This is a genomic window from Acinetobacter tibetensis (assembly GCF_023824315.1).
Classification (GTDB): Bacteria; Pseudomonadota; Gammaproteobacteria; order Pseudomonadales; family Moraxellaceae; genus Acinetobacter; species Acinetobacter tibetensis.
Genome location: NZ_CP098732.1, coordinates 1,001,610 through 1,024,141, shown reverse-complemented (window position 1 = coordinate 1,024,141; position 22,532 = coordinate 1,001,610). Strand labels below are relative to the sequence as shown.

The 22,532-nt window shown below is 39.6% G+C and carries 22 protein-coding genes and 5 pseudogenes; 11 read left to right on the top strand and 16 right to left on the bottom strand.

Going from position 1 to position 22,532, the window contains the following annotated elements:
- Positions 1-170: 170 nt before the first annotated feature.
- The gene (locus M5E07_RS04905) at positions 171-1,718 is read left to right on the top strand and encodes a hypothetical protein (protein ID WP_252222546.1); all 1,548 of its coding nucleotides are present in this window, start codon (positions 171-173) and stop codon (positions 1,716-1,718) included.
- 98 nt (positions 1,719-1,816) lie between these two features.
- On the opposite strand, the gene M5E07_RS04900 is transcribed toward M5E07_RS04905, so the two are convergent.
- From M5E07_RS04900 to M5E07_RS04885, 4 genes are all read right to left on the bottom strand, one after another.
- The gene (locus tag M5E07_RS04900) at positions 1,817-2,314 is read right to left on the bottom strand and encodes a DUF2505 family protein (protein ID WP_116761786.1); all 498 of its coding nucleotides are present in this window, start codon (positions 2,312-2,314) and stop codon (positions 1,817-1,819) included.
- A gap of 135 nt (positions 2,315-2,449) precedes the next feature.
- Positions 2,450-2,725, bottom strand: coding sequence for a hypothetical protein (locus M5E07_RS04895; RefSeq protein ID WP_252222543.1), 276 nt, complete (start codon positions 2,723-2,725; stop codon positions 2,450-2,452).
- Positions 2,726-2,739: 14 nt separating this feature from the next.
- Positions 2,740-3,324: a nicotinamide riboside transporter PnuC gene (pnuC, locus tag M5E07_RS04890; RefSeq protein ID WP_252222540.1), complete on the bottom strand. Its 585-nt coding sequence runs from the start codon at positions 3,322-3,324 to the stop codon at positions 2,740-2,742.
- A 105-nt stretch (positions 3,325-3,429) separates the two neighbouring features.
- Positions 3,430-3,918: a hypothetical protein gene (locus M5E07_RS04885; protein WP_252222537.1), complete on the bottom strand. Its 489-nt coding sequence runs from the start codon at positions 3,916-3,918 to the stop codon at positions 3,430-3,432.
- Positions 3,919-4,181: 263 nt separating this feature from the next.
- Between M5E07_RS04885 and M5E07_RS04880 the strand changes: the two genes are divergently transcribed.
- Positions 4,182-4,625 carry a GNAT family N-acetyltransferase gene (locus M5E07_RS04880; RefSeq protein WP_252222534.1) on the top strand — a complete coding sequence of 148 codons (444 nt, stop codon included), beginning with the start codon at positions 4,182-4,184 and terminating at the stop codon, positions 4,623-4,625.
- Between the two features lie 4 nt (positions 4,626-4,629).
- Here M5E07_RS04880 and M5E07_RS04875 read toward each other — a convergent pair whose 3' ends face one another.
- The 6 genes and pseudogenes from M5E07_RS04875 to M5E07_RS04850 form a co-directional block, all read right to left on the bottom strand.
- A complete protein-coding gene (locus M5E07_RS04875) occupies positions 4,630-6,423 on the bottom strand; it encodes a sensor domain-containing diguanylate cyclase (RefSeq protein ID WP_252222531.1) in 1,794 nt (597 codons plus the stop codon).
- Between the two features lie 202 nt (positions 6,424-6,625).
- On the bottom strand, positions 6,626-6,964 hold the full coding sequence (locus M5E07_RS04870; RefSeq protein WP_016166921.1) for an FKBP-type peptidyl-prolyl cis-trans isomerase: 339 nt from the start codon (positions 6,962-6,964) through the stop codon (positions 6,626-6,628).
- Positions 6,965-6,992: 28 nt separating this feature from the next.
- On the bottom strand, positions 6,993-7,523 hold the full coding sequence (locus M5E07_RS04865) for a YaeQ family protein (RefSeq protein WP_116761861.1): 531 nt from the start codon (positions 7,521-7,523) through the stop codon (positions 6,993-6,995).
- A 61-nt stretch (positions 7,524-7,584) separates the two neighbouring features.
- Entirely contained in the window at positions 7,585-8,595 is a 1,011-nt protein-coding gene (locus tag M5E07_RS04860; RefSeq protein WP_252222528.1) for a CobW family GTP-binding protein, read from the bottom strand.
- A 135-nt stretch (positions 8,596-8,730) separates the two neighbouring features.
- Positions 8,731-9,057, bottom strand: a pseudogene (locus tag M5E07_RS04855) (FCD domain-containing protein); the annotation flags it as partial.
- An 8-nt stretch (positions 9,058-9,065) separates the two neighbouring features.
- Positions 9,066-9,874: pseudogene (locus M5E07_RS04850) on the bottom strand (amidase family protein); the annotation flags it as partial.
- A 313-nt stretch (positions 9,875-10,187) separates the two neighbouring features.
- Here M5E07_RS04850 and M5E07_RS04845 point away from each other — a divergent pair.
- The 7 genes from M5E07_RS04845 to folE all read left to right on the top strand — a co-directional run bounded on the left by M5E07_RS04845 (position 10,188) and on the right by folE (position 15,403).
- Entirely contained in the window at positions 10,188-10,772 is a 585-nt protein-coding gene (locus M5E07_RS04845) for an NAD(P)H-dependent oxidoreductase (protein WP_116761798.1), read from the top strand.
- 11 nt (positions 10,773-10,783) lie between these two features.
- Positions 10,784-11,107, top strand: a complete 324-nt coding sequence (locus M5E07_RS04840; protein ID WP_252222525.1) for a putative quinol monooxygenase — start codon at positions 10,784-10,786, stop codon at positions 11,105-11,107.
- A 188-nt stretch (positions 11,108-11,295) separates the two neighbouring features.
- Positions 11,296-11,880 (top strand): anthranilate synthase component II, encoded by a 585-nt coding sequence (locus M5E07_RS04835; protein ID WP_116761802.1) that lies wholly within the window; start codon positions 11,296-11,298, stop codon positions 11,878-11,880.
- Entirely contained in the window at positions 11,881-12,927 is a 1,047-nt protein-coding gene (gene trpD, locus M5E07_RS04830; RefSeq protein ID WP_116761804.1) for an anthranilate phosphoribosyltransferase, read from the top strand.
- Positions 12,928-12,941: 14 nt separating this feature from the next.
- Complete coding sequence (gene trpC / locus M5E07_RS04825; protein ID WP_116761806.1) at positions 12,942-13,748, top strand: indole-3-glycerol phosphate synthase TrpC; 807 nt, start codon at positions 12,942-12,944, stop codon at positions 13,746-13,748.
- Between the two features lie 326 nt (positions 13,749-14,074).
- Positions 14,075-14,761 (top strand): Smr/MutS family protein, encoded by a 687-nt coding sequence (locus tag M5E07_RS04820; RefSeq protein ID WP_116761808.1) that lies wholly within the window; start codon positions 14,075-14,077, stop codon positions 14,759-14,761.
- A 93-nt stretch (positions 14,762-14,854) separates the two neighbouring features.
- A complete protein-coding gene (gene folE, locus M5E07_RS04815) occupies positions 14,855-15,403 on the top strand; it encodes a GTP cyclohydrolase I FolE (RefSeq protein WP_171458336.1) in 549 nt (182 codons plus the stop codon).
- A 68-nt stretch (positions 15,404-15,471) separates the two neighbouring features.
- Here folE and M5E07_RS04810 read toward each other — a convergent pair.
- Together M5E07_RS04810 and M5E07_RS04805 are read right to left on the bottom strand one after the other, a co-directional pair.
- Positions 15,472-15,637 (bottom strand): annotated as a pseudogene (locus M5E07_RS04810) (arsenical resistance protein ArsH); the annotation flags it as partial.
- A 147-nt stretch (positions 15,638-15,784) separates the two neighbouring features.
- A pseudogene (locus M5E07_RS04805) lies at positions 15,785-16,053 on the bottom strand (ArsR/SmtB family transcription factor).
- A 90-nt stretch (positions 16,054-16,143) separates the two neighbouring features.
- Here M5E07_RS04805 and arsC point away from each other — a divergent pair.
- Positions 16,144-16,560: pseudogene (arsC, locus tag M5E07_RS04800) on the top strand (arsenate reductase (glutaredoxin)); the annotation flags it as partial.
- Between the two features lie 52 nt (positions 16,561-16,612).
- Here the strand turns inward: arsC and M5E07_RS04795 are convergent.
- The 4 genes from M5E07_RS04795 to hemE form a co-directional block, all read right to left on the bottom strand.
- A complete protein-coding gene (locus M5E07_RS04795; RefSeq protein WP_252222522.1) occupies positions 16,613-18,496 on the bottom strand; it encodes an Lnb N-terminal periplasmic domain-containing protein in 1,884 nt (627 codons plus the stop codon).
- A 63-nt stretch (positions 18,497-18,559) separates the two neighbouring features.
- Positions 18,560-19,030: a DUF3015 family protein gene (locus tag M5E07_RS04790; protein ID WP_252222519.1), complete on the bottom strand. Its 471-nt coding sequence runs from the start codon at positions 19,028-19,030 to the stop codon at positions 18,560-18,562.
- 133 nt (positions 19,031-19,163) lie between these two features.
- A complete protein-coding gene (locus M5E07_RS04785; protein WP_252223696.1) occupies positions 19,164-19,973 on the bottom strand; it encodes a DUF817 family protein in 810 nt (269 codons plus the stop codon).
- A 23-nt stretch (positions 19,974-19,996) separates the two neighbouring features.
- Positions 19,997-21,067, bottom strand: coding sequence for a uroporphyrinogen decarboxylase (gene hemE, locus M5E07_RS04780; RefSeq protein WP_044737410.1), 1,071 nt, complete (start codon positions 21,065-21,067; stop codon positions 19,997-19,999).
- A 202-nt stretch (positions 21,068-21,269) separates the two neighbouring features.
- Here hemE and M5E07_RS04775 point away from each other — a divergent pair, with 202 nt between their 5' ends.
- Positions 21,270-22,508, top strand: coding sequence for a L,D-transpeptidase family protein (locus tag M5E07_RS04775; RefSeq protein ID WP_252222516.1), 1,239 nt, complete (start codon positions 21,270-21,272; stop codon positions 22,506-22,508).
- The last annotated feature ends 24 nt before the right edge of the window (positions 22,509-22,532 follow it).

Genomic DNA, 22,532 nt, shown 5'->3' with positions numbered 1-22,532 from the left:
CCCTCAAAATGTGTAAGCGTCCTTGCGCTGTTCCAAGCTCTCAACAACTGAGTTTAAAACTTTAGACGCTTGGGACATAAATTGGTAGTTAATGCCACCCCAAACTTTAATTTGGCATAGATAATGAATACATCTGTATATTAATACTGTAATCAGACGAGATTTTTTGCATGTCCAGCACTTTAGAGGGTCTACAGTTCCCTGTTCAACCCGATACTCAAAAACCAAGTACAACTCGCACAGGCAAGGAAATTATTGCTGAGGCATTATCGATTGTAGACAATCAATCTGCCCAGCAAGTGCTAAAAGAAAAGAAATGGCGTAAAAACTATCCTAAATACTTTAAAGCCTTGGTCGAACATGGCATTCGTAATTGTAGTAATCCCATTACTATTGCCAAGCAAGGTCTGCATAAAGCAGAACATAGTTTTGAGTTTTACCGTAATGGTCAACGTTATTTATTAAAAGACATGATGGATGTGCCCTTAGCTCAGTTGCATACTGTTCAGTTAAAAGGCGAAAGTTTAGCTGAGCCTGAATGGTACATTCCTTATCACGGGCAAAATCTGAAAGGTGAAGCTTTACTTGCGCAAGTTCAAAAATGGGAAGATGACGGCATTATTGAACCTTCTCATGCAGATGCCTTACGTTTAGCCAATGCACATCCTGAATGGTTCGATCTTTCTGACCGTACCATGGTACTGTTTGGTGCAGGTTCTGAGGCAGGTCCACTCACATGGCTGTCCAAATGGAAAGCCAATATTGTGGCAGTAGATTTACCCAACACCAAAGTTTGGCAAAAAATTCTCAATACCATTCAAAATGGTAACGCGACCTTGTATGCGCCAAGTCAGACTTCTCTTCCTGATCAAACGCCAACTCGTGAACTCAGTGCCAAGCTTGGGGCAAATTTACTCACCCAAACTCCTGAAATTGCCCAATGGCTATTACAAAGCCAACATCAACTAGATTTAGCAGCAATTGCTTATCTCGATGGCGAGAAGCATGTCCGTGTTGCGATGGCAATGGACAGCATTATGAAAGTCGTTAGTGAACAAAAAGCCGATACCAGCTTAATGTTTATGTGTACGCCAACCGATGTCTATGCGGTACCTAAAGAGGTAGTTGAATCTTCAGCAAATAAATTCCGTTATCGCTCTCAAATGCAGAAGTTGTTGACCAAGGGCGTGGCAACAGCATCGTTAAAGCATTTTTTCCAGAAAAACCTGCACGACCTGATTAAATCTGACAATGGTCAAGCTTATGGCATTGCAGACTGCCTAGTGATTGAGCAAGGCCCAAACTACGCATTGGCGAAACGAATTCAGCAATGGCGTGCAACTTTAGCCCGTCATGAAGGGCAACGCGTGAGTATTAATATTGCCCCATCAACCACCACACACTCGGTGACGAAAAATCCGCTGCTAAAAGCCGCATTTAATGGTGCCAGTTTATTTGATGTCGAAGCGTTTAAACCTGAAACGACCAATGCCATTATGGCAGCACTGTGGATTCATGATTTACGTAACCCTGAATCAGTCGCAAATCCTGAAACAGTGATGGATCATCCATTAGAGTTGATGATGCAGGGGGCCAATCATGGTGGATTATGGCGTGTAGCTTATTTGGCACGAACAGCACTACCGTTTGCTGCAATTTATGGCTTTGCTACAGATAAACTTCCGCTTAAAAAAGCGTTGGCGAAGTTAAAAAGCTAAATATTAAAATATCTAAGTCAATCAAGCCTAAGCGCTTGAAATAGCAAAGGGCGCCATCAAGCTGGCGCCCTTTGCTTTTATCTCAGCCCCAAATAAACTTAAACGGTTAAATTCTTTTTTAACTCGTCTTCAACAATCGTCAATTCAATTTCACTGAACTTACGAATTTCACCCTCAGCATGTTTTTCTAACAATCCACCGATTAAAGGGACTTTTACTTTGACAGTCCATTCCAATTGAAATTCAATATGCTGATCTGAACCTTTAACCGAACGGTTGCAACTGGCATGTAAAGGTAAATTTGCACCTAAATCGACAGTAGATGTCATCGCTTCGAGATTACTAACATCTGTACGGTGTAAGCGGAATGCATCTTTTAATAGTTTTTTGGCAATGTCTGGAATGTTTACATCTAAATTATAAGCACGTTTAAGGGTGTAGATGTCCCCTACTTTTTTTGATTCTAAAATTTCTAAATGTTCACCTGGAATTCGACGGCAAACTTGTTCATGTAAACTAGTATCGGCTGTTAAACGTTTAAATTCTTCTAGAGATACACCCTGTATGGTTGCATTGACAATAAACTGATGTGCCATGATGGTTCCTTATTTTTTGTTTTGTCCTGTTGGAAAAGTACAAGTATTTTATTACAAAACAACGTTCACTATACGTTGATATTATGGCTCATTAAACTCAATTCTGCTTAGACTGTCATTGACCTATTTTTTGTTTTACGTATTGGAAATGCCAAAAGTAACACTGATTTCTGATAAGCAATTGATCTTTAAATAATGTTGTTGAAATTCAATGATGGCATAGAATTCTGTTGCACCATCATCTAAACCTGTTGCAGCCCAAGTCGTACCTTTAGGAAATAGGTCAAGCCAAGCTGCTTGATAAAAGTCTGAAACAGAATCAAATTGTAAATATTGTTCTGGATTTTGAATAATTTTTTGAGCAAGTTCATCAAACTGCTGTAACTTGGCTTGATTAAAATGGATCAACATCCGCTTACCCCCAACTATGCAGCTTCCGTGCCTGCCAATTGTTGTTTCTTTTGGACTTGAATCCATTGCGACCAACCAAAAGCCGCTAAGCCAACAAAGGCTGCATATAAACCTGCGGTCAAAAACAGGTCTTTATAAATAAACATCCCAACATACACAATATCAACAAATACCCAAAGTACCCATGTCGCAATATGCTTGCGGCTGGTCCAATAGGTTGCCAATAAGCTAAATGCTGCCAATTGCGCATCTAACATCGGTACTGCTGCATCTGTCCAGAATTTCAGACTTAAGCCAAAGGCTAGTCCAGCCAGCGCAGCCAGCAACATTTGCCAAATTACCGTACTAGTTTTAATCGGCTCGATACGGATATCATGGTCTTGTTGCTTACCTTTTAGCCAATGATAAAACCCGTAGAAATTCACCACCATAAAGAAAAACTGTAAAATGGTTTCTCCATACAATTTAAAAGTATAAAACAAATAAGCATATAAAACGAAGGCGAGAAAGTTAAACCACCAACACCACATGTTGCGTTTAATGGTTAACGCCACGCCAATCACGCTGATGATGACAGCAAAAATTTCCAGTCCAGACATCAATGATTCACTTTAAAAACCGATGGCACATTATGAGAAATTTTTGATAGAACGCAAGTTGCAATAAAAGAGGCAGACAAGGCGATTTTTAAACTTTTGACACGATTAAGAGACGAGATCTTTGGCTTGAGGATGCATCTTAAACTCAGACTTATGTTCCGCACCATTTCGGTCAACATGGCTACAAAACACGCCATACTTTCCAACATAATATTCGAGTGACTGGTCATAGAAATTCCAATAAATCGACCACTCATTTAAATCTAACTTACGAATTTGGGTTAACGCTTTGGCGGGTAATTTTTTGAGCAGATTATGTTGGATTTCTTCCGCCGCGTGAATGTCACGAATATGTATATTTTGTTCAAAAAACTGTTGCACAGCATCATCAAACAGCACTTGATCATAATATTCAATTTCGATTACTTTGCTTTCTCTTACTTTTGTTTGCGTTAGCTCAGTTTGAACATCTTTAGGTAGGATTTTAGAAAAATAGCGAGCACGATACTTTTCAGTCACTTTGATTTTGATAAAAATTTGCCACGCTGCTGTCAGGGCAAAGCCTAATAAACACAAAACAATAATTTTAAACATATTGTCCCCCTATTCAGGCATATTTTCAGCATTACAGTCACTTATATCATACGCTGTTTTATATTTTGGATGAGTCCAATTATCTTAAAAATCAGTTAAATGCATATACAGTTCGTTCAAATTTGTGATTTACTTCAAGTTTGAAGGCTACTTTTTATTAAAAGATCAACCCTAAAACACACCAAAAAAACAACAAATCTCTACTGTTCCAATGTCACGAATTCACATGAAATAAGCCTGTTTTCAGGAAATAAGAACAAACAATGATTAGGGCAGCAAAAATTCAGGATATTCCTGAGATTCTTCATGTATTGCAGGAAAGTATTCGTTCTTGTGTACAAGATCATCAACGTGTGGAAAGTAAAATTCAGGCTTGGCTGGAAAACAAAACGCATAGTCATTTATTGTTATGGATGCATTATAACGACAGTTGGATTTATAGCATCAATCAACAGACTGTCGGCTTTATTATGGTCAGTGACACTGGCAAAATATTGCTGAATTATACGCTGCCAGAAATGCAGCATCAGGGTATTGGTTCTGCCTTGCTCAACAGTGCCATTTCCCATTTAAAACTGAAAGGTTTGCAACAAATTACACTCGATAGTACCCAAACAGCAATGTCGTTTTACCAAAAGCATGGTTTCCAAATCCGTGCATATGCCACGCCAGAACAACACACGATCCCCATGATTAAATATATTTAGTCTTTTACATTTCCAGTCGATCTCGCCCTGCATTCTTGGCGAGATAAAGCTGCTGATCGGCTGCTTTCATTAGTTCATGAATATCATGATAAAGACGATTTCGATCCATATAGGCAGCGCCAATACTGACGGTAACGTATTGTTTAATATCCCCTCGGTTCATATGTTCAAACTGATGTTCGCGAATAATATGAAGCAAATGCTGCAATGATTTTTCCACCACCACTACAGGCATATTTCGTAATATGACCGCAAACTCCTCACCGCCATAACGTGCCAAATAGGCATGTTCTGGTAAATTACTTTGAATCACTTGCACCAATTGTTGCAGGATTTCATCCCCTTTTAGATGTCCATAATAATCATTATAATTTTTAAAATAATCAACATCCAACATCGCAAATGCCAACACAGCATTATGCTGTTGGGCAGTTTCATTAAACTGACGCTGAATTTCGGCGTTCAAAGCACGGCGGTTAAAAGCCCCTGTCAGTGCATCTGTTTTCGCCTGTAATTCTAGCCTTTCATTTAGCTCACTTAACTGGACGGTTCGTTCTCTTACTTTTTGATCCAATGAGGAATTCAGTTCTAATAAATTATTATTCAACTTCTCAATTCGATCGGAGTGATACGCATAATTCTTAGATTGTTGCACCATAATCAAAAAGGCATAAAAACTGGTCGAAGCAAAGGATAAATTAACCGAATCAATCCAGTTTAAATTGAGTAAAAAGTCATGTAGAAAAGTGACACACAACAATACCACTGCCCATAAATTAATGGTGGAATATGGCTCATGTCTGCTTATGGTTTGATAGAACCCGTAAGCGAAGTTCAGCACCACAATGATTCCCAAAAGAAAACTATAAAATGCCAACTTTTCAAAAACATATGGCATTGATAAACAGGTAATCACTATGTCGAAACTCAATACAAATACAGCAATCGTAAAAACTGCGGGATGTAAATAACGCTGATTGAGTAAAAACATGTAATTGATAAAGAAGAACGCCGATAGATAGGTAAAAATATATTCGAGCCGTGTTCCCCATAACCAATCAATATTGGTGAACACCGTATACACATAAGGTGCAGAAAATAAATTGTGTAAGGCTAAAAAAATAATAAAGCTACCAAATACCAAAAAGCCTTGGCTTTGGCCATTCCTGACCCCACGAAAAAAGGCAAACAATATTGTAAATACACCAACACCAATCACTGCACCGCATACGCCCGCAATGCTCATCATTAATTGTTGAAACTGATAGTTTACTGTTTTACTGACACCAATTCGCATTGGATTTTCTAAACCACCATGTAAACTTTGAAAACTTGATACCTGCATGGTGACTGTAAAATATTCATTCTCAGCAATAAAATAGGCAAACCGTGGGGTATTCTCGGTTTTATGAGTTTGAATTGTTTTACCAACCTCACCTAGTCTTAATAGAAAGTCACCATTTAAATACATTCGATAGGCACCGTATTGATTTGGAATCCAAATGGCAATACGGCGTCCAATAAATTCTTTCGGTATCTTAAAGTGACCGATAAAAGTTCCATAAGTATTTTGCGGATAACCCATTTCTTTAAAGGAAATCGGTAAAATCACGGTTCCAGAAGGTCTGGTCGGTGTTGCGGTTTGCAATAATTGTTTTGGATAATACTGCCATTGTCCTGACAAATACGTGGTTGTATTTTCTTCAAATGAGACTGAATTAATATTCTTTTGATACGCGTAATAAGACTCGGCAACTGGTTCATACAGTGCCCAACTGGATTGCTGTAAGAGCAACATGAAACATGTCAGCGCATAAAGGATAAAATGCAATATCGCATATGGCTTAAATATTGTTATCTTCAAGTCGCGTTTATTCCTTATTCGCGAATTTGATTTTTAATATAAAATAGAATGTACTAAAAACCGTTTATTTTCAGTAGCAATTTTAACCATAGCACGCTTTTTCCCAAACATGCTATGGTTTATTTTTCAAATATTATTAGTCACGTGTTTTCACGTCATATAATTCAATTTCAAAAATTAAATTCGAGTTGGCTGGAATAATATTACCCATTTTTCGCTCACCATAGGCTAAATGCGCAGGTACAATCAGTTTACGTTTACCCCCCACTTTCATGCCCATAATGCCTTGATCCCAACCTTTAATCACACGGCCCGTACCAATCACACATTCAAAATAGTTGCCACGGTCAAGCGAAGAGTCAAACTTCGTTCCGTCTTCTAACCAACCTGTATAATGCGTGGTAATTAAAGCGCCTTTTACCGCCTCTTTACCTTCGCCTACAACTAAATCAATAATTTCTAATTCATTTGACATCTTCATTACTCCTCACAATCACTTATTTTTACTGTAACTGAATCCACTCAATTTGAGCTTGGGCATGATCCCCAATGAGCGTCCACTCACCATCCATCACATTGAGCTGTAATTGCATGGTACGTTCACACAATTGCTGAATGGCTTCGGTAGTCGCTGGCGATAATTGCCAAACTTCAACATTACTGAGGGTTTTTAATTTGCTATTGCGCTTGTACCATTCGTCCACGGCTGTACCATAAGTAACCACGGCAACTGACTTACAACGTGCACTGGCTTTCTTGACTTTATCTTCATCAGGGCAACCCACTTCAATCCATTGTACCAACTGCCCAGTCAGGTCTTTTGACCACAATGCAGGCTCATCAGTTTCAAATAGATCTTTGGTAAATTCCAACTGTTCGCTCGCGTAACGTGCAAATGCCAAAATTCGAACCATCAAGCGTTCAATCGTTTCAGATGGGTGCAATGCCATCGTGAATTGATAATCACCGTATTGGTGAATATCCATGTTGGCAATATTTAAATCTACCTTATAAATTGTTGCTTTTAGCGCCATGAAATGTTCCTCAATTTTGGCGCCTAGCATATAAGATTTAACACAATTTTGCTGAACAGTTTTAGTCCGTTTCACTATCTATACGGCAGGCAAGTAACTGAGTTTCGAATAACGCCCAATCTCGTTCAGTTTGTACAATCACTTCAATACGGTTATCGATATTTTCAGGTGCAGACTGATAATTAAACTGATTCGGATTGAAATTAAAACTTTTCCAACCTTGATTGGTATTAAAAATGCCCTTGATTCTGAGCCACTGCTGTTGCTCGCATAACAGGTCCAGTAAATCGTAGAAATCAAATTGCCAACGCTTGGAAAACTTCCACCCTGCCACACTATAACCCTGTGCAGTTTCTACATAATGATAGGGTAACTGCTTAATTTCAGGTAATGCTGACTCATTATTGTACTGTTTCTGAATTTGAATTAATGGCTGGATTTTGCGTTGCACACCTTGATATGGCAAATCAATTTCTATCAGTTGGAGTTGCCCCAAAGTAGGTTTTAGCCATGTCTGGGCATAAGCCAAATATTCCTGCTGCAACTGTTGTAAAGCCTCTTCATCAGCGGCTTGCATATGTTCCATATGTGAAATCACTACGATTTGTGCGGCTTTCAACTGATCAGCATACAGGTTCTGTTTCACCCATTCCTGTTCATGCAAACGCGAACCATCCACCACCGTGACCAAAGCACACATCTGAATTTGGTTTTGCCAATGTGGTTCAGTCAGTTGTTCTAACAGTTGAGCTGGATGCCCCAAACCTGTAGGTTCTATAAATAAACGATCCGGCTGAGTTTCAGACAATAACCGCGATAATGCAATTTGCATTGGCAATTGACTGCTACAACACAAACAACCGCCTAAAAGCTCTTTCACGGCATAGCCTTCGGCTTGCGGAAGCAGGTTTTGATCCACCCCTATTTGACCAAACTCATTCATCAAGACTGCCCAGACTTCATCTTCAGGCTTTTGTGCCAATAAACTATTCAGTAATGTGGTTTTTCCTGCACCTAAAAATCCAGAAATAATATGGGTAGGCACGGATTTTTGTGGGGTTAACAGTTTCAAAATGAGATGCTCGCAAGCCAAACGAAAGGTGAAGATCAATGTAATAGTATAACAAAATCTTCACTTTCGTTACATGCAGAGCTTAACCACTCATTTACTGTCGAATTCATTTTTAAACTGATATTGAATACACACTTAAACAAACTGGCTCGGATCCAACATGTGTAAGGTTATCTTTTTCACCTCATCCCGACTTTGCAGAATATGGGTGGCTATTTCCGCGATTGCGTCTTCAGTTTTTTGCTCAAAAATCAGGTTTAAAATATATTGATGTTCCTGATAAGTGGCTTCAATAGGGTACTGTTTTAAAAAATCTAAACGGCGAATAATCCGTATTTTTTCACTTAAGTCTAGGTGAATCCGCGCCATCTCATTATTGCCTGCTGCCCGAACCAAAGTACAGTGAAAATCTTCATTTAGTTATGAAAGCTGTTTAATATCATTCAGATAATCTTGCTGTTCAAAGCCTACTCTGCTTGCGCATCGCCAAAGAATTGCAAGGTTTTTGGAATCGCAAAATTAAGAGCCGAAGATAATTTTGCAGGTGCCGTTTTAGGATGATGTCGTGAATCGCTATCACGGACATCAAACTGTTCCAACACTTGTGCCACAACTTCTGCATCGTCTACTGTTAAGGCAAATACAGAAATGCAGGCTATGCTTTTACAGGCTTGCATTAAACCATAATTAGAAAAGCGTCCTTTGGTTGATTTTAACCCGACAATATTGTTAAAAGCGGCAGTTACATGACCAGAACCTGCGGTATCTATCCCTAATAAAAATGGTACTAAACCACGTGCCACCACACTGGCAGAACCTGAACTTGAACCACCACTGACATACTCAGAGTTAAAACTATTTGGGACTACACCAAATGGAGAGCGCGTACCAACCAAGCCTGTTGCAAATTGATCAAGGTTGGTTTTACCCACCACTATCGCACCAGCCTGTTTTAGCAAACCTACAGTTTTCGCATCTTCAGTCACAATATCTTTTAAAAGCATACAACCTGCTGTTGATGAAAAACTGACAGCAATGGAATGCCATACAGGGGAAACTGTTCAAATAATGCTGTACTTGTTGCACTGTGTTTTTCTAATTCTTCAATTTGTTGTTGCAAAATTTGGGGAGTCGTAAGGGAAATCTAAGCGGTATCTTCTGTATCAAAAGCCTGCACGCAGTTAATTAAATCCGTCAATTGAATTTGTTGTGTTTTATAGGCATTTTGCCATTCTGCAATGCTCCAACCGAGAGATTGAAGTATGCTCACTTTATGCATCCTATCTTGTATACAAGTTAAGATTTATATAGCGAACTCTATACTCATCTAAATTTATGATTAAAAATCAATATCTTGATTAAATCTTAATACTGGTCCACATTTAAATGAGTACTTAGAAATAAAAGATGCATTTTTTAGTACAGCAAAACATAAGTTATGCCTCGTACAATGCTGACTGATCAACATGGGTTAAAGCTGAAATCCAATTATTGACTTATAATCAATAATATTTTGCAGATTCATCGATTTTTCAGCATCAAAGACTTACTTATACTTTTGCCCAATTCAAAAAATTTGGTTGATTCATCCAATGAAAAACATTCTGATTGTCAACGGTGCAAAACAATTCGCGCATTCAAATGGCGAACTTAACGACACACTAGCCAATTTCGCAAACACGCATTTAAGCCAACAGGGACACAATGTCCGCATTACCAGAACAGATGCTGAATATGACATTCAGCAAGAAGTTGAAAACTATGTTTGGGCGGATGTAATTATTTATCAAATGCCAGGTTGGTGGATGGGCGCTCCATGGACTATGAAGAAATATATCGATGATGTTTTTACCATTGGTCATGGTACGTTGTATGCCAATGATGGACGTTCACGTAGTGATGCAACTAAGACATATGGATCAGGTGGGCTAATTCACGACAAAAAATATATGCTCTCTCTCACGTGGAATGCTCCGATTGAAGCATTTGAAGATCAAGAACAGTTCTTTGAAGGAGTCGGTGTCGATGGTGTCTATCTGCCCTTTCACAAAGCAAATCAATTTTTAGGTATGCAAGGTTTAGAAACTTTCATTGTCAATGATGTCATTAAAGCACCAAATGTACCTCAATATTTAGAAGCCTATCGCTCACACTTAGACACGATTTTTACGGTATAAAGGACATCGCCATGTTAACTGTCATTGCAGAAATTCAAATTCATGAAGGTACAGCACATTTTGAAACTGTCCTGAATGCGTTTAAGGATGTCACGCCTAAAGTGCTACAGGAAGCAGGTTGTTTTGGTTATGAGCTTTATATTGATCAAGACAGTAACGCCAGTTTCCAGTACAAACCTGCAAATTCGATTATTATGTTTGAAAAATGGCAATCTTTAGCTCATTTGGAGCAGCATTTAAACACAGCGCATATGCAGGACTTTCAACAGAAAGTAAAAGATGCCATTAAAGAAACCAAAATTCGGATTATGCACTTGGGTTTAAATAGCAATTAAATTCTTCCTAGCATGATGATTGTGTATGAAATTATCACAAGACAGTTAAAAACTGATAAAGTAGCCTGCGCTTAGCAGGCTTTTTTATGCTGCCTCACCATGGCACTCATTTTTAAATGAGTAACTAGATGAGTAACGATAAAAGTACAAAGCGATAAAATTATGCAACTCAAGAGGTTACATCTGAAATGCTTCTCATGATCGACAATTATGACTCCTTTACTTACAACATCGTGCAATATTTTGGCGAGTTGAACCAAGAAGTGAACGTAGTCCGTAATGATGCCGTGACTTTGGAAGACATTGAACGATGGCAACCGAAGTATTTGGTCATTGGTCCGGGACCTTGCTCACCTACTGAAGCAGGCATTTCTATTCCAGCCATTCAACATTTTGCTGGAAAAATTCCATTGTTGGGTGTGTGCTTAGGTCATCAAAGTATCGGACAAGCTTTTGGCGGCAATATTATTCGCGCCAAAACCGTCATGCATGGGCGTTTATCGGACATGTATCACAGTGACAAGGGAATTTTTAGCAATCTACCTTCCCCATTCTCTGCAACCCGCTATCACTCTTTGGTGATTGATCAAGCGAGTTTGCCAGATTGCCTAGAAGTCACTTGCTGGACCCAAGAAGCTGATGGCTCAATGGAAGAAATTATGGGCGTAAAACATAAGACACTGCCTGTCGAAGGTGTGCAGTTCCACCCTGAATCAATCCTTAGCCAACACGGTCACCAAATCTTCAAAAACTTTTTAGAGATTTATGCATAAATGAATATTCAACAAGCTTTAAATCATATTACCAAAAATATCCATCTTACCCAGACTCAAATGGAAGAGGTCATGCGCACCATCATGAGTGGTGAAGCCACTGATGCACAGATTGGTGCATTAATGATGGGGCTACGCTTAAAGGGCGAAAGCATTGATGAAATTACGGCTGCTGCACGCGTGATGCGTGAGTTTGCCACAAAAATTGATGTGAGTGATGTACCCAACCTGATTGATATTGTCGGTACAGGTGGTGATGGACAAAACTTATTTAACGTTTCTACCGCTTCAGCCTTTGTCATCGCTGCGGCTGGTGCCACTATTGCCAAACATGGTAACCGCGGTGTATCAACCAAGTCTGGCTCATCCGACTTGTTAGAACAAGCAGGCATTAATCTTGATTTGAACATGCAACAAACTGAGCGTTGCATTCGTGAAGTTGGCGTTGGTTTCCTATTTGCACCCAACCATCATAAAGCCATGAAATATGCAGTGGGTCCACGTAAGGAACTCGGTATCCGTAGCATCTTCAACTTACTCGGCCCGCTTACGAATCCGGCTGGAGTAAAGCGTTTGGTGATTGGCGTATTCTCGAATGAATTGTGCCGCCCAATTGCAGAAGTGATGAAGCAACTTGGCGCTGAACACGTGATGGTGGTGCATTCTAAAGACGGACTAGATGAAATTAGCCTCGCATCATCGACTTATGTTGCGGAACTCAAAGATGGTGAAGTGACTGAATGGATAATTAATCCTGAAGATGTTGCGATTGAATCGCAAACCCTCACAGGCTTAATCATTGAAGATTCTGCTGAAAGTTTAGCCCTGATTAAAGATGCGCTGGGCCGAAAAAAATCTGATCGTGGTGCCAAAGCCGCAGACATGATTGCCTTAAATGCTGGTGCAGGCATTTATGTTTCAGGTTTAGCCAAAACGTATAAACAAGGCGTAGCTTTAGCACATGACATTATTTATGGTGGGCAGGCTTTAGAAAAAATGAGTGTGCTATCTGAATTTACCAAAACACTCAAACAATACGAAGCTTAAGGAAGGATGCTCACATGGTCGATATCGTAAATACAATTTTAGGTAAAATTGTTGATCGTAAACATGAAGAACTGGCAGCACGCCTCAAGCAACGTAGCCTGCATGATGTAGAACAATGGGCACAAGAAGCAACACCCGTGCGTGGTTTTGCTCAAGCTCTGATTCACAAACGCCCTGGTGTGATTGCTGAAATCAAAAAAGCCTCTCCTTCAAAAGGGATTATTCGTGAAAACTTTAATCCTGCGGAAATTGCAGCACAATATGAACAAGCGGGTGCGGCTTGCCTGTCAGTTTTAACTGATGTCGATTTTTTCCAAGGTGCAGATGAAAATATTCAAATCGCGCGTACACACTGTGCTTTGCCTGCACTGCGTAAGGACTTCCTAGTCGACCCGTACAATGTCATCGAGGCGCGTGCCCTGCATGCTGACTGTATTTTACTGATTGTGGCTTGCTTGTCGGACCAACAATTAGAAGAAATGTCAAAAACAGCGTTTGAGCATCATTTGGATGTTTTGGTTGAAGTGCATGATGAGGAAGAACTTGAACGTGCATTACAACTTTCTGAGCGCTGCTTGTTAGGGGTAAATAACCGTAACCTTAAAACTTTTGATGTGGATTTAAATACATCAATTCGTTTGAAGAAATTACTCGATCCTTCTCGCTTGCTCATTACTGAAAGCGGTATTGCAACCCCAGAAGATGTGAAGATGATGCAAGAGCATGATATTCACAGCTTCTTGGTGGGCGAAAGCTTCATGAAGCAACCACGTCCAGACCATGCTTTTAGCGCATTATTTGGTCAGCCTGTCGAAATTTAAGCTGAATGCCATCAGAGTCAACGTTGTACTCTGATGGCTACTTCATCAGCATTCAATTCAAGCCCACCCTTCCATAAGATCAATTAAAATAAAAGTTTCTAAACTAGGCAATCACGACTTAGTCGGCTCTTCAGGTACTTGAACAATCAATATCAAACATTTTCTGACCCAAAGAATAAATATTTAAATACATAGATAAAGCAGCTAATCCACATTTTCTGTTCATATTACATACAACAGCCTTTGAATGTAATTCAGTTCAATTTACAGCAATTTCAGATTATAATTGCCGCTTAAACCTTATCTTGCAGTTATGTCTGAAAATTATGAGCAAACATGATTCATCGCTTTCTAAAGATCAGTACAACTTACTGAAAGCCTTTAAAAAGCAAATCAATCATCCCCATTCAACAGCGATTGAGCAGCAGGCTGAAACTCAAAAGCAAGCGGTGGTGGCTGAACCCGATGATGCCGAATTATTTCTAAAATCCATGCAAGGCGTACACAAAATGGATGTCGGCAATATCGCTCAAATTGCCAAAAGTCCGAAAAAGAAATTAGATGCTCAGGTTTTAGCAAAGCGAGCAGCGGCTGTTGGTCCAACTGAATCTGAAATGGCTGAACTTTCCGACACACAAGCCATGCTCAACCCAGTTGCCAGTCAAGCGAATTTGAGTTATCGCATTGCGACATTGCAACATAAGGTTTTTGAAGATTTAAAAGCAGGTAAAATACGTTGGTTTGAAGCGGTAGATTTGCATGGCTGTACCGTAGAGCAAGCCCGTGCTGCCGTACTTCAAATTATTCAAATGGCAAAAGATGAAAATCAAAATGTCATTAAAATTGTACACGGCAAAGGCCCTGAAGCGGTTTTAAAAACCTATGTGAATGGCTGGTTACGTCAGCATCGTGACGTACTGGCATTTGTCAGTGCACCGGATAATCAGGGTGGTACGGGTGCTGTTTTAGTTTTACTAAAACGTTCAGAAAAAAATCCGAAACACAAACAGTAATCGGATTTTGATATTAAACACGGTATTTTTTCGGTTTTCTGGTACAATGCCGTCCTTGTTCAATATAAGAGTAAGTGAAAACGTCTTATGTCTATGCAGCAATCCTACGCAAACATTTTAACTGCCGTTGGTGAAGACCTGAATCGTCCAGGTTTACTTGATACACCTGTGCGTGCTGCTAAAGCGTTTTCGTATTTAACGTCTGGTTATAGTAAGACGCTAGAAGAAGTGACCAATAAAGCGGTGTTCCCATCGGACAACCGTGAAATGGTCTTGGTGAAAAATATTGAATTTTATTCGCTTTGCGAACACCATCTCCTCCCGTTCTATGGTCGTGTGCATATCGCTTATTTACCTGAAGGTCATGTGCTTGGCTTATCTAAATTTGCTCGCATTACTGAAATGTTCGCACGTCGTTTACAAATTCAAGAAAACTTGACTCAACAAATTGCCGAAGCTGTTGCTGAAGTAACGCAAGCGCGTGGTGTTGCCGTAGTTATTGATTCTGCACATATGTGCATGATGATGCGCGGTGTGGGCAAACAAGAATCGACGACACGTACGGTTTCATTTGTCGGTGAATTTAAAACAGATAAAGAATCACGTCGTGAATTCCTTAGTGCAGTACCTGAAAGTTACTGATTCATCTCAAATGAATTAAAAAATAAACCCCGAAACATTCGGGGTTTATTTTTATCTTATTGCGAACGCTAATTCACGCGCTTCGACAACTGCTCTGCGGTTTCAACACGTTCCGAATAACGATCCGTTAGATAGGCTGGCTGTCCACGGGTCAATACAATCTATTTGTACACTTCTTCCCATCATACCCACAATACGATTGTAATAGGATGATGGCTTCATTGCGCCATCTTCTGGTCAAGGTCAAGCTTTGGGATGAAAATCCTAACTTCAGCACCGAAATACTGCTAAATTCATCCCAACTCTTGTACTAAGAAACGACCATAAGATCAATCACAATGGATATTGGTCGAAGTATTCAAATAAAGAATTTCTGTCTGTTTACGCTGACTGAGCAATGATCTTTAACACCACATTCGCCCATTCAGGTAAATCTGGATTCACACGGTAATACACCACTGCCCTTTGCGCTGATCCAATAAAACCGATAAATTTCTTAACAATGCCAAATGTCGTGAAATCTTAGGCTAACTCAATTGCAATAATTCCGTCAGTTCACAGATGCAAATATTTTCCCGCACCATGATTCACTTAATAATCTCCAAGCGAGTGGCGTCAGAGAGACATTTAAAGAAATCAGTTTGATCCATTTTGCAGCCTATTATTTAATAATTTAAAGCATACACATATCCACATATAAGTGCGATAAAGTTGATTTAATGAAAAATGATGTCTAAAAAATGATTAAGATTTATCATAATCCTGCTTGTGGTACGTCCAGAAATACCCTTGGTCTAATACCAAACACAGGTCAAAAATCAGAAATAATTGAATATCTTAAAACCCTGCCTACTAAACCAGAAATTGATCGATTGAATCAAGCGCTCAGGTTTATCTGTTCGTAACGCTATACGCGAAAATTTTCCATCTTATGAAGAACTAAAATTGGAGCAGTCAATGCATAGTGATAAGTAACTTATTGATTTTATGCTGCAATATCCAATTTTAATCAATCGTCCTTTTGTGGTAACGGAACTTGGCGTAAGGTTATGTCGATCCTCCGAAGTCGTTCTTAAAATTCTTTCTGCACCACAACGGGGTTCTTTTAACAAAAAAATGGTGAGCGATTAATCAAGGAAAATGGATTGAAAAGTAAAATGGATTTAAGAAAAAAGGGGCTTTCGATGCACCTTTTTTCTAGCATTAAATTCAGAAGAATCGAACATAACCGAAGCTCAATTTATTCCAATCTTTTTCATCTTGATATTGGTATTCCCACCCTACACGTAATGCATTCTGCGCATTCAAGGCATACTGCACTTGCGAATTCAATCGAACTTGCCACTGGTGTGAATCTTCCCAATATGGCAATTCGACCTGCACAATCGAATTAATATGGTCTGTCCAAATATTCTGACAACCGACCGTCGGCCCCATACCCAATCGCCAGCCTTTATCTAATGATTTTCCACCTTGAAGATAGGTTTGCATTTGTGCATAACATAGATTCTCTCGGTTTGAATCTGCATAGCTATAACCCATCTGCATTTTCAAACTGGCAACACCATGTTGATCCTGTTCGCTAAAATTTCCCGAAGAATCAGTCGCTTCTTGTTGCCAACCCAGATTGAACCCCCATGTCAACGGCGTTTTAAACGCTGTAATCGGGTTATAAGAATTTACTGTCAGAAAGTCAAAATGTTCTAACTTTAATTCATCCTCACGCAATTGAATGGCGCCATCCCAAAACAACAATTGTGTTCCGACTCGGTATCCGCCTTGAGGATCAATCAAATCATGATAGGCTTGACGGTGTCCCAACTCAATAAATTCATCGCCTTGCACAGTTCCTGCTTTTACCGAGAAATTTCGAGCATCATGAGATTTTGTCGGATCAATACGTGGGCGCTCAGGCGCTTGGCGCTGCTTATCTAAATCAATCGTACTGCGTAAAATGAGTAATTCACGTAGATTAGGCTGTGCAAAAGCGACGTCTACTTTACGTGCGACCAATTGCAAATACAAATCGTCATAGGCCATTTCTAAAATTTTGGCACGATCTTCCGCAGAATAAGCTGCCAAAATCTCTAATCTTTGTTTTTGTTCGGTAAAGGCAACCTGATGGGCTGTTTTAGCCAAACTTTGCCCATGCTGTTTGGCTTGTGCCAATAATTGGGTTTCTAAGGCAGGACGATAGACTGTTTCACGAACAATTCCTTGCTGATCAATGGCTTTAATGGTCTGCATTGGAATGGCTGCGACTTTAAACTGTTGACTTAAATTAAGTTCGGGACGCACCAAATCAATCAGTCCTAACAGTCGGTAAGCACAGTTATCACTGACAAAATAATAGGGAAAAGTCACATGTTGCATTTCCCAGATATGCTGTACCAAAAAGCGAGTTTCTTCTGGGTTTAAATTAAGTTCATATTCCCACAAATCACGACTTTCTAAGTCTCCATATTCTTTTACTTTGCGATAATACGGCATTAAAGAATATTCGCCAGGATATTGTCCAGTTAAGCCTTTCCAAGCAAAAGACCAACCATCAGCGCCTGCGACCGTGGCTGCATAGTTCACCGCATAGGAAACCAAATTTAATTGTTTCTGATCTTTGGGGTCTAAACGCAATAAAGTGTGCCCAAACATCGAACTTGGATTGCCCATAAAGTCAGTTGCATAAATTAAAGTCGCTTTATAGGGTTTAATTTCACCAATCCACTTGTCTAATTCAGGACATTCAACTTGTGGTAAATCTGTCGCGGAAATATTCAGTTGCTTGATTAACCATTGACTGCGTGCTGGAAATTTACAACGTACTGATTGATTCGGCGCTGCGGATAAGAACAATGCTTCGATATTGGCATTTAATTCATTTTGTAAATGTGTGCGCCCTTCTGGACTCAAAAAATAACCTGCATAGTGAACTTCACTTTGCCCTTTGGCATTGGCATACATTAATCTTTGCCAAGTTGTCTCTTGTACCAGATGTTGCTGGGTCGCCATTTGAACATAGTGGATAGATGATGTCGGTTCAACCGCATACGCCAGACTAGAACCGAATAAAGCCGTAAATAAAGCAATCTTTTTCATTAAATTTAATTTTTTTGAGATATAAAAAACCCTGTCAGATTGACAGGGTTTTACAACAATCGATTAGACGTAAGCTTTAAGAACTTGGTCTTTTGCCATTACAGCTTGTAGTGATGTGAGCACTTGGTAGGAATCTTTATTCTCTGTAGAGTAAATCTCAGCAAAGTTTTGCTTAGATACGGCAAAGAAACGCGCTTTATCTTGCGCTTTAATATTGAGTAATTCAGCCAATACATTCAAGCTTTCGCCCTGACCTACCGCCATATCGCGCGCCAAAGCTTCTGCATTTTCATTGGTAAACGTGACTGCTTGTGCAGTGACTGTACCCGAACCACTACAACCAAGCGTACCAAAGGTGATACCAAATAATTGGTTGGCAAATAAACCATTTGTTGTAGCAGCAAGTAACTTCGGCACTTTACCTGATTGACCCGCCCAAATCTCAGAACCAATACCGCAACCTGCATCGCTATCTGCAAATGCTGCTGTAGAACCTATTGCCAATACTGCTGCTAACGCTACTTTTTTTAACATCGCACTTCTCCAGAATTATTCTATGAGTGTTCTAATTATTTACATGTAATAATGGATTACACGAACTTAGATTATCCGCATATCTTTAATAACGCAAAACAATTTATTCTAAAGTTAAAAAAATAAAACTAAACTATTCATATTCATCATTATTTAACTGCCAATCACCCTTTGAGTTGCGTATTCCAAGTATTTTCAAGACTAAAACTAGACTTAATAATAGCAACAAATACCATGAACCTAGCTTGCCCCAACCCACCATATGCCAAGCATCGACCTGACTCGGATAAAGCCAAATTTTGTAGAAAGTACTCACGTTTTCTGCAAGCCAAATAACAAAAGCCAAGACCCACAAAATAGGCAACATCGGCAATTGAATGGTGTGATGTTGTAACTCAAAACGAATCTTGGTTTTCCAAAACATCACAATACTCCAGCCAAACAATACATAGCGAATATCTGGAATAAAGAATTTGCTCATAAAATTTAAATAAGACAACACCGCCAAGGTCAACATATGACTGAACTTTGGCAAAGCCTTAAAAGACACGGTATAAAGCCGTAAAGAACGAGCAAAAAAGCTTCCGACGGCTGAATACATAAATCCAGCAAATAAGGGCACTGTCCACAGTTTAAAAATTGCAGGTTGTGGATATTGCCATGAAGCAATGGCTGGATGCGTAAGGAAAATTTCCATCCCCATTGCCATAATGTGAAACAGCGCGATGACTCTGGCTTCTGCCCAAGATTCTAATTTTAAATATAATAAGCAGCACTGAATAATTAAGGCATAAAACAACAGGTAGTCATAACGATAAAAACCATAATGTTGCTCATAACCTAATGGAGCAGTAAATACAAAAGCCAATAATAAAAGTATTCCAAATAAGGCAGCCGAAGCTGCCTTATAAGAAAACTCAACACAAGATTGAGCAACACGCAACACTGTAAATACTCAACCTAAATTTATAGATACTTTGCGCTATATTCATGTACGGTGTCGATAAACACTTTCGGATGATCTGGGTTCACCCATTGGGTAATACCATGACCCAAATTCGCAATATACCCCGTTTTTTCACCATTGGCATACGCGTCATCTAACATGGCTTGAGTGGCTTTTTGAATCGTTTGCGATGATCCGTATAGGGTTGCAGGGTCTAAGTTACCTTGTAATGCTGCACGACCATTGACAATTTTACGTGCTACAGTTAGTGGCGTCGTCCAGTCTAATCCAAGTGCATCTGCACCTGTTGCAACCATTGGCTCTAGCCATTGACCACCACCTTTAGTGAATAAAATCACTGGAATTTTTCGACCATCTTTTTCACGTTTTAAGCCACAAACAATTTTTTGCATGTAATTTAATGAAAATTCGATGTATTCACGATGTGCTAATGCCCCACCCCAGCTATCAAAAATTTGAACAGCTTGTGCGCCCGCATCAATTTGCGCATTTAAATAATCAATAACTGCTATAGCCAACCGATCAAGCAAAGCATGTAAAACTTCAGGCTGTGCGTACATCATGTTCTTAGTAAAGCGGAAGTCTTTGCTAGAACCACCTTCAACCATATAAGTCGCTAAAGTCCATGGGCTTCCCGAAAAACCAATCAACGGTACCTGACCGCCTAAAGCCGAACGAATGGTCGATACTGCATTCATGACATAATCTAAATCCGACTTTGCATTAAATGTCGGTAAATTCATGACATCTTGTTCAGTACGTACAGTTTTATGAAACTTTGGACCTTCACCTGCCTCAAAATACAGACCTAAACCCAAGGCATCTGGAACGGTCAAAATATCTGAAAATAAAATTGCGGCATCTAAGTCATAACGACGTAAAGGTTGTAAAGTGACTTCACATGCAAACTCAGTATTTTTACATAAAGAAAGGAAATCACCTGCCTTTGCACGTGTTTCACGATACTCAGGTAAATAGCGCCCTGCCTGACGCATCATCCATACAGGCGTAGTATCAACAGGCTCACGCAATAAAGCACGCAGAAAACGATCATTTTTTAAGGTCGCCATTGACTTTCCTAACTTAATTTAATCTTTGCAGCATCATAACAAAAAGGACTAAATTTTAATAACTTCTCGCATGATTAAAATTTAATGTTCTTGTTCGACAAATGTCTATTTACACAAAACAAATACTGCATCTGCCATTTTTTTCTGCAATACTTGTGTCGTTTGTCACTTAGTAAATGAATAATTCTTAAGGTTGAATTACATGTTCGTTCGCACAATACTCGCAATGAGTTTAGGCTGCCTTTTTGCTGGCACAGCTTTTGCCACAGCTACTACTGCTGAACAACCATTAAAGCCCAAAGTCGTTACCAATACTGCCGTAGAAGACCCAATTAATCCTCTTGCAATAGGCTCTGCATCTTCAGCACAAGATACACAAATTACGCCTCAAGAACAGCAAGACTTAAATAAAGCGTCACAGACTTTACAAAATCTTCAACAATCTGAAGATAACACAGCAGATATTGGAACTGCTCCAGCTAGCGCGGCTGTAGCAACGAGTTCAGCAACAGCACCTACCTCTCCTGCTGCAAAGGCCTCTTGGACACTTGATGGTCTAAATAATGCATCTTGGTTTGACAACATTGGTAAAGGTCAATTCCCTGTCTATGCACGAACGCAAGTCATGTTGAATAACTCACATGCTTCGCCAGGCGCAATCGACGGTACCAGTGGTAAAAATACATTAAAAGCACTTGCTACTTTTCAGCAAATGAATGGTTTACAACCAACTGGGACGTTAACCAAACAAACTTGGGATGCCTTAGTGGCTAAACAAGGGAATCGTCCAGCATTTGTAGAATACACCATTACCGATGCTGACCTTAAAGGTCCATATGCACCATCTATTCCACACGACTACGCATTACAAGCCAAAATGAAAGGTTTGTACTACACTCGTGTGACTGAAATGTTGGGTGAAAAATTCCATATGGATGAAGATTTCTTAAAGAAACTTAATCCAAAAGCAACATTCAAGAAAGCTGGTGAAAAGATTATTGTGACGAATATTCGCAATGAACTCCCAGAAGACATTCATTTAATTGTTGCGCATAAAGGTGCAAAACAACTGTATCTATTTAATAGCCGCAACCAAATGATTGCTTCTTTCCCTGCGACCATTGGTAGCTCGGATACCCCATCACCAGAAGGTACCTATAAAGTCACTGGTGTAGCACCAAACCCGTGGTATAGCTACTCACCAAGCAACTTTGTACAAGGTAAAAACTTAAAGCCGCTTTCTTTACCACCTGGTCCAAATGGCCCTGTAGGTAATATTTGGATTGGTCTAAGCAAAAAATCATTTGGTATTCACGGTACACCTAACCCATCTGCAATTTCAAAAACTGCATCGCATGGCTGTATCCGTTTAACCAACTGGGATGCCAACGACCTCGGTAAAAAAGTTCGTTCTGGCGTGACTGTGAAATTCTTACAGTAATTCTAGAAAAGCAGTCAAAAATAG

Excerpts from the sequence above, each read along its gene's own strand:
- M5E07_RS04775 (WP_252222516.1), top strand. The coding sequence starts at position 21,270 with ATGTTCGTTCGCACAATACTCGCAATGAGTTTAGGCTGCCTTTTTGCT.
- M5E07_RS04795 (WP_252222522.1), bottom strand. The coding sequence starts at position 18,496 with ATGAAAAAGATTGCTTTATTTACGGCTTTATTCGGTTCTAGTCTGGCG.
- M5E07_RS04880 (WP_252222534.1), top strand. The coding sequence starts at position 4,182 with ATGATTAGGGCAGCAAAAATTCAGGATATTCCTGAGATTCTTCATGTA.
- trpC (WP_116761806.1), top strand. The coding sequence starts at position 12,942 with ATGGTCGATATCGTAAATACAATTTTAGGTAAAATTGTTGATCGTAAA.
- M5E07_RS04845 (WP_116761798.1), top strand. The coding sequence starts at position 10,188 with ATGAAAAACATTCTGATTGTCAACGGTGCAAAACAATTCGCGCATTCA.
- hemE (WP_044737410.1), bottom strand. The coding sequence starts at position 21,067 with ATGGCGACCTTAAAAAATGATCGTTTTCTGCGTGCTTTATTGCGTGAG.
- M5E07_RS04905 (WP_252222546.1), top strand. The coding sequence starts at position 171 with ATGTCCAGCACTTTAGAGGGTCTACAGTTCCCTGTTCAACCCGATACT.
- M5E07_RS04820 (WP_116761808.1), top strand. The coding sequence starts at position 14,075 with ATGAGCAAACATGATTCATCGCTTTCTAAAGATCAGTACAACTTACTG.
- pnuC (WP_252222540.1), bottom strand. The coding sequence starts at position 3,324 with ATGTCTGGACTGGAAATTTTTGCTGTCATCATCAGCGTGATTGGCGTG.
- M5E07_RS04900 (WP_116761786.1), bottom strand. The coding sequence starts at position 2,314 with ATGGCACATCAGTTTATTGTCAATGCAACCATACAGGGTGTATCTCTA.
- M5E07_RS04840 (WP_252222525.1), top strand. The coding sequence starts at position 10,784 with ATGTTAACTGTCATTGCAGAAATTCAAATTCATGAAGGTACAGCACAT.
- M5E07_RS04895 (WP_252222543.1), bottom strand. The coding sequence starts at position 2,725 with ATGTTGATCCATTTTAATCAAGCCAAGTTACAGCAGTTTGATGAACTT.
- M5E07_RS04875 (WP_252222531.1), bottom strand. The coding sequence starts at position 6,423 with ATGTTGCTCTTACAGCAATCCAGTTGGGCACTGTATGAACCAGTTGCC.
- M5E07_RS04790 (WP_252222519.1), bottom strand. The coding sequence starts at position 19,030 with ATGTTAAAAAAAGTAGCGTTAGCAGCAGTATTGGCAATAGGTTCTACA.
- M5E07_RS04835 (WP_116761802.1), top strand. The coding sequence starts at position 11,296 with ATGCTTCTCATGATCGACAATTATGACTCCTTTACTTACAACATCGTG.
- folE (WP_171458336.1), top strand. The coding sequence starts at position 14,855 with ATGCAGCAATCCTACGCAAACATTTTAACTGCCGTTGGTGAAGACCTG.
- M5E07_RS04885 (WP_252222537.1), bottom strand. The coding sequence starts at position 3,918 with ATGTTTAAAATTATTGTTTTGTGTTTATTAGGCTTTGCCCTGACAGCA.
- M5E07_RS04865 (WP_116761861.1), bottom strand. The coding sequence starts at position 7,523 with ATGGCGCTAAAAGCAACAATTTATAAGGTAGATTTAAATATTGCCAAC.
- trpD (WP_116761804.1), top strand. The coding sequence starts at position 11,881 with ATGAATATTCAACAAGCTTTAAATCATATTACCAAAAATATCCATCTT.
- M5E07_RS04870 (WP_016166921.1), bottom strand. The coding sequence starts at position 6,964 with ATGTCAAATGAATTAGAAATTATTGATTTAGTTGTAGGCGAAGGTAAA.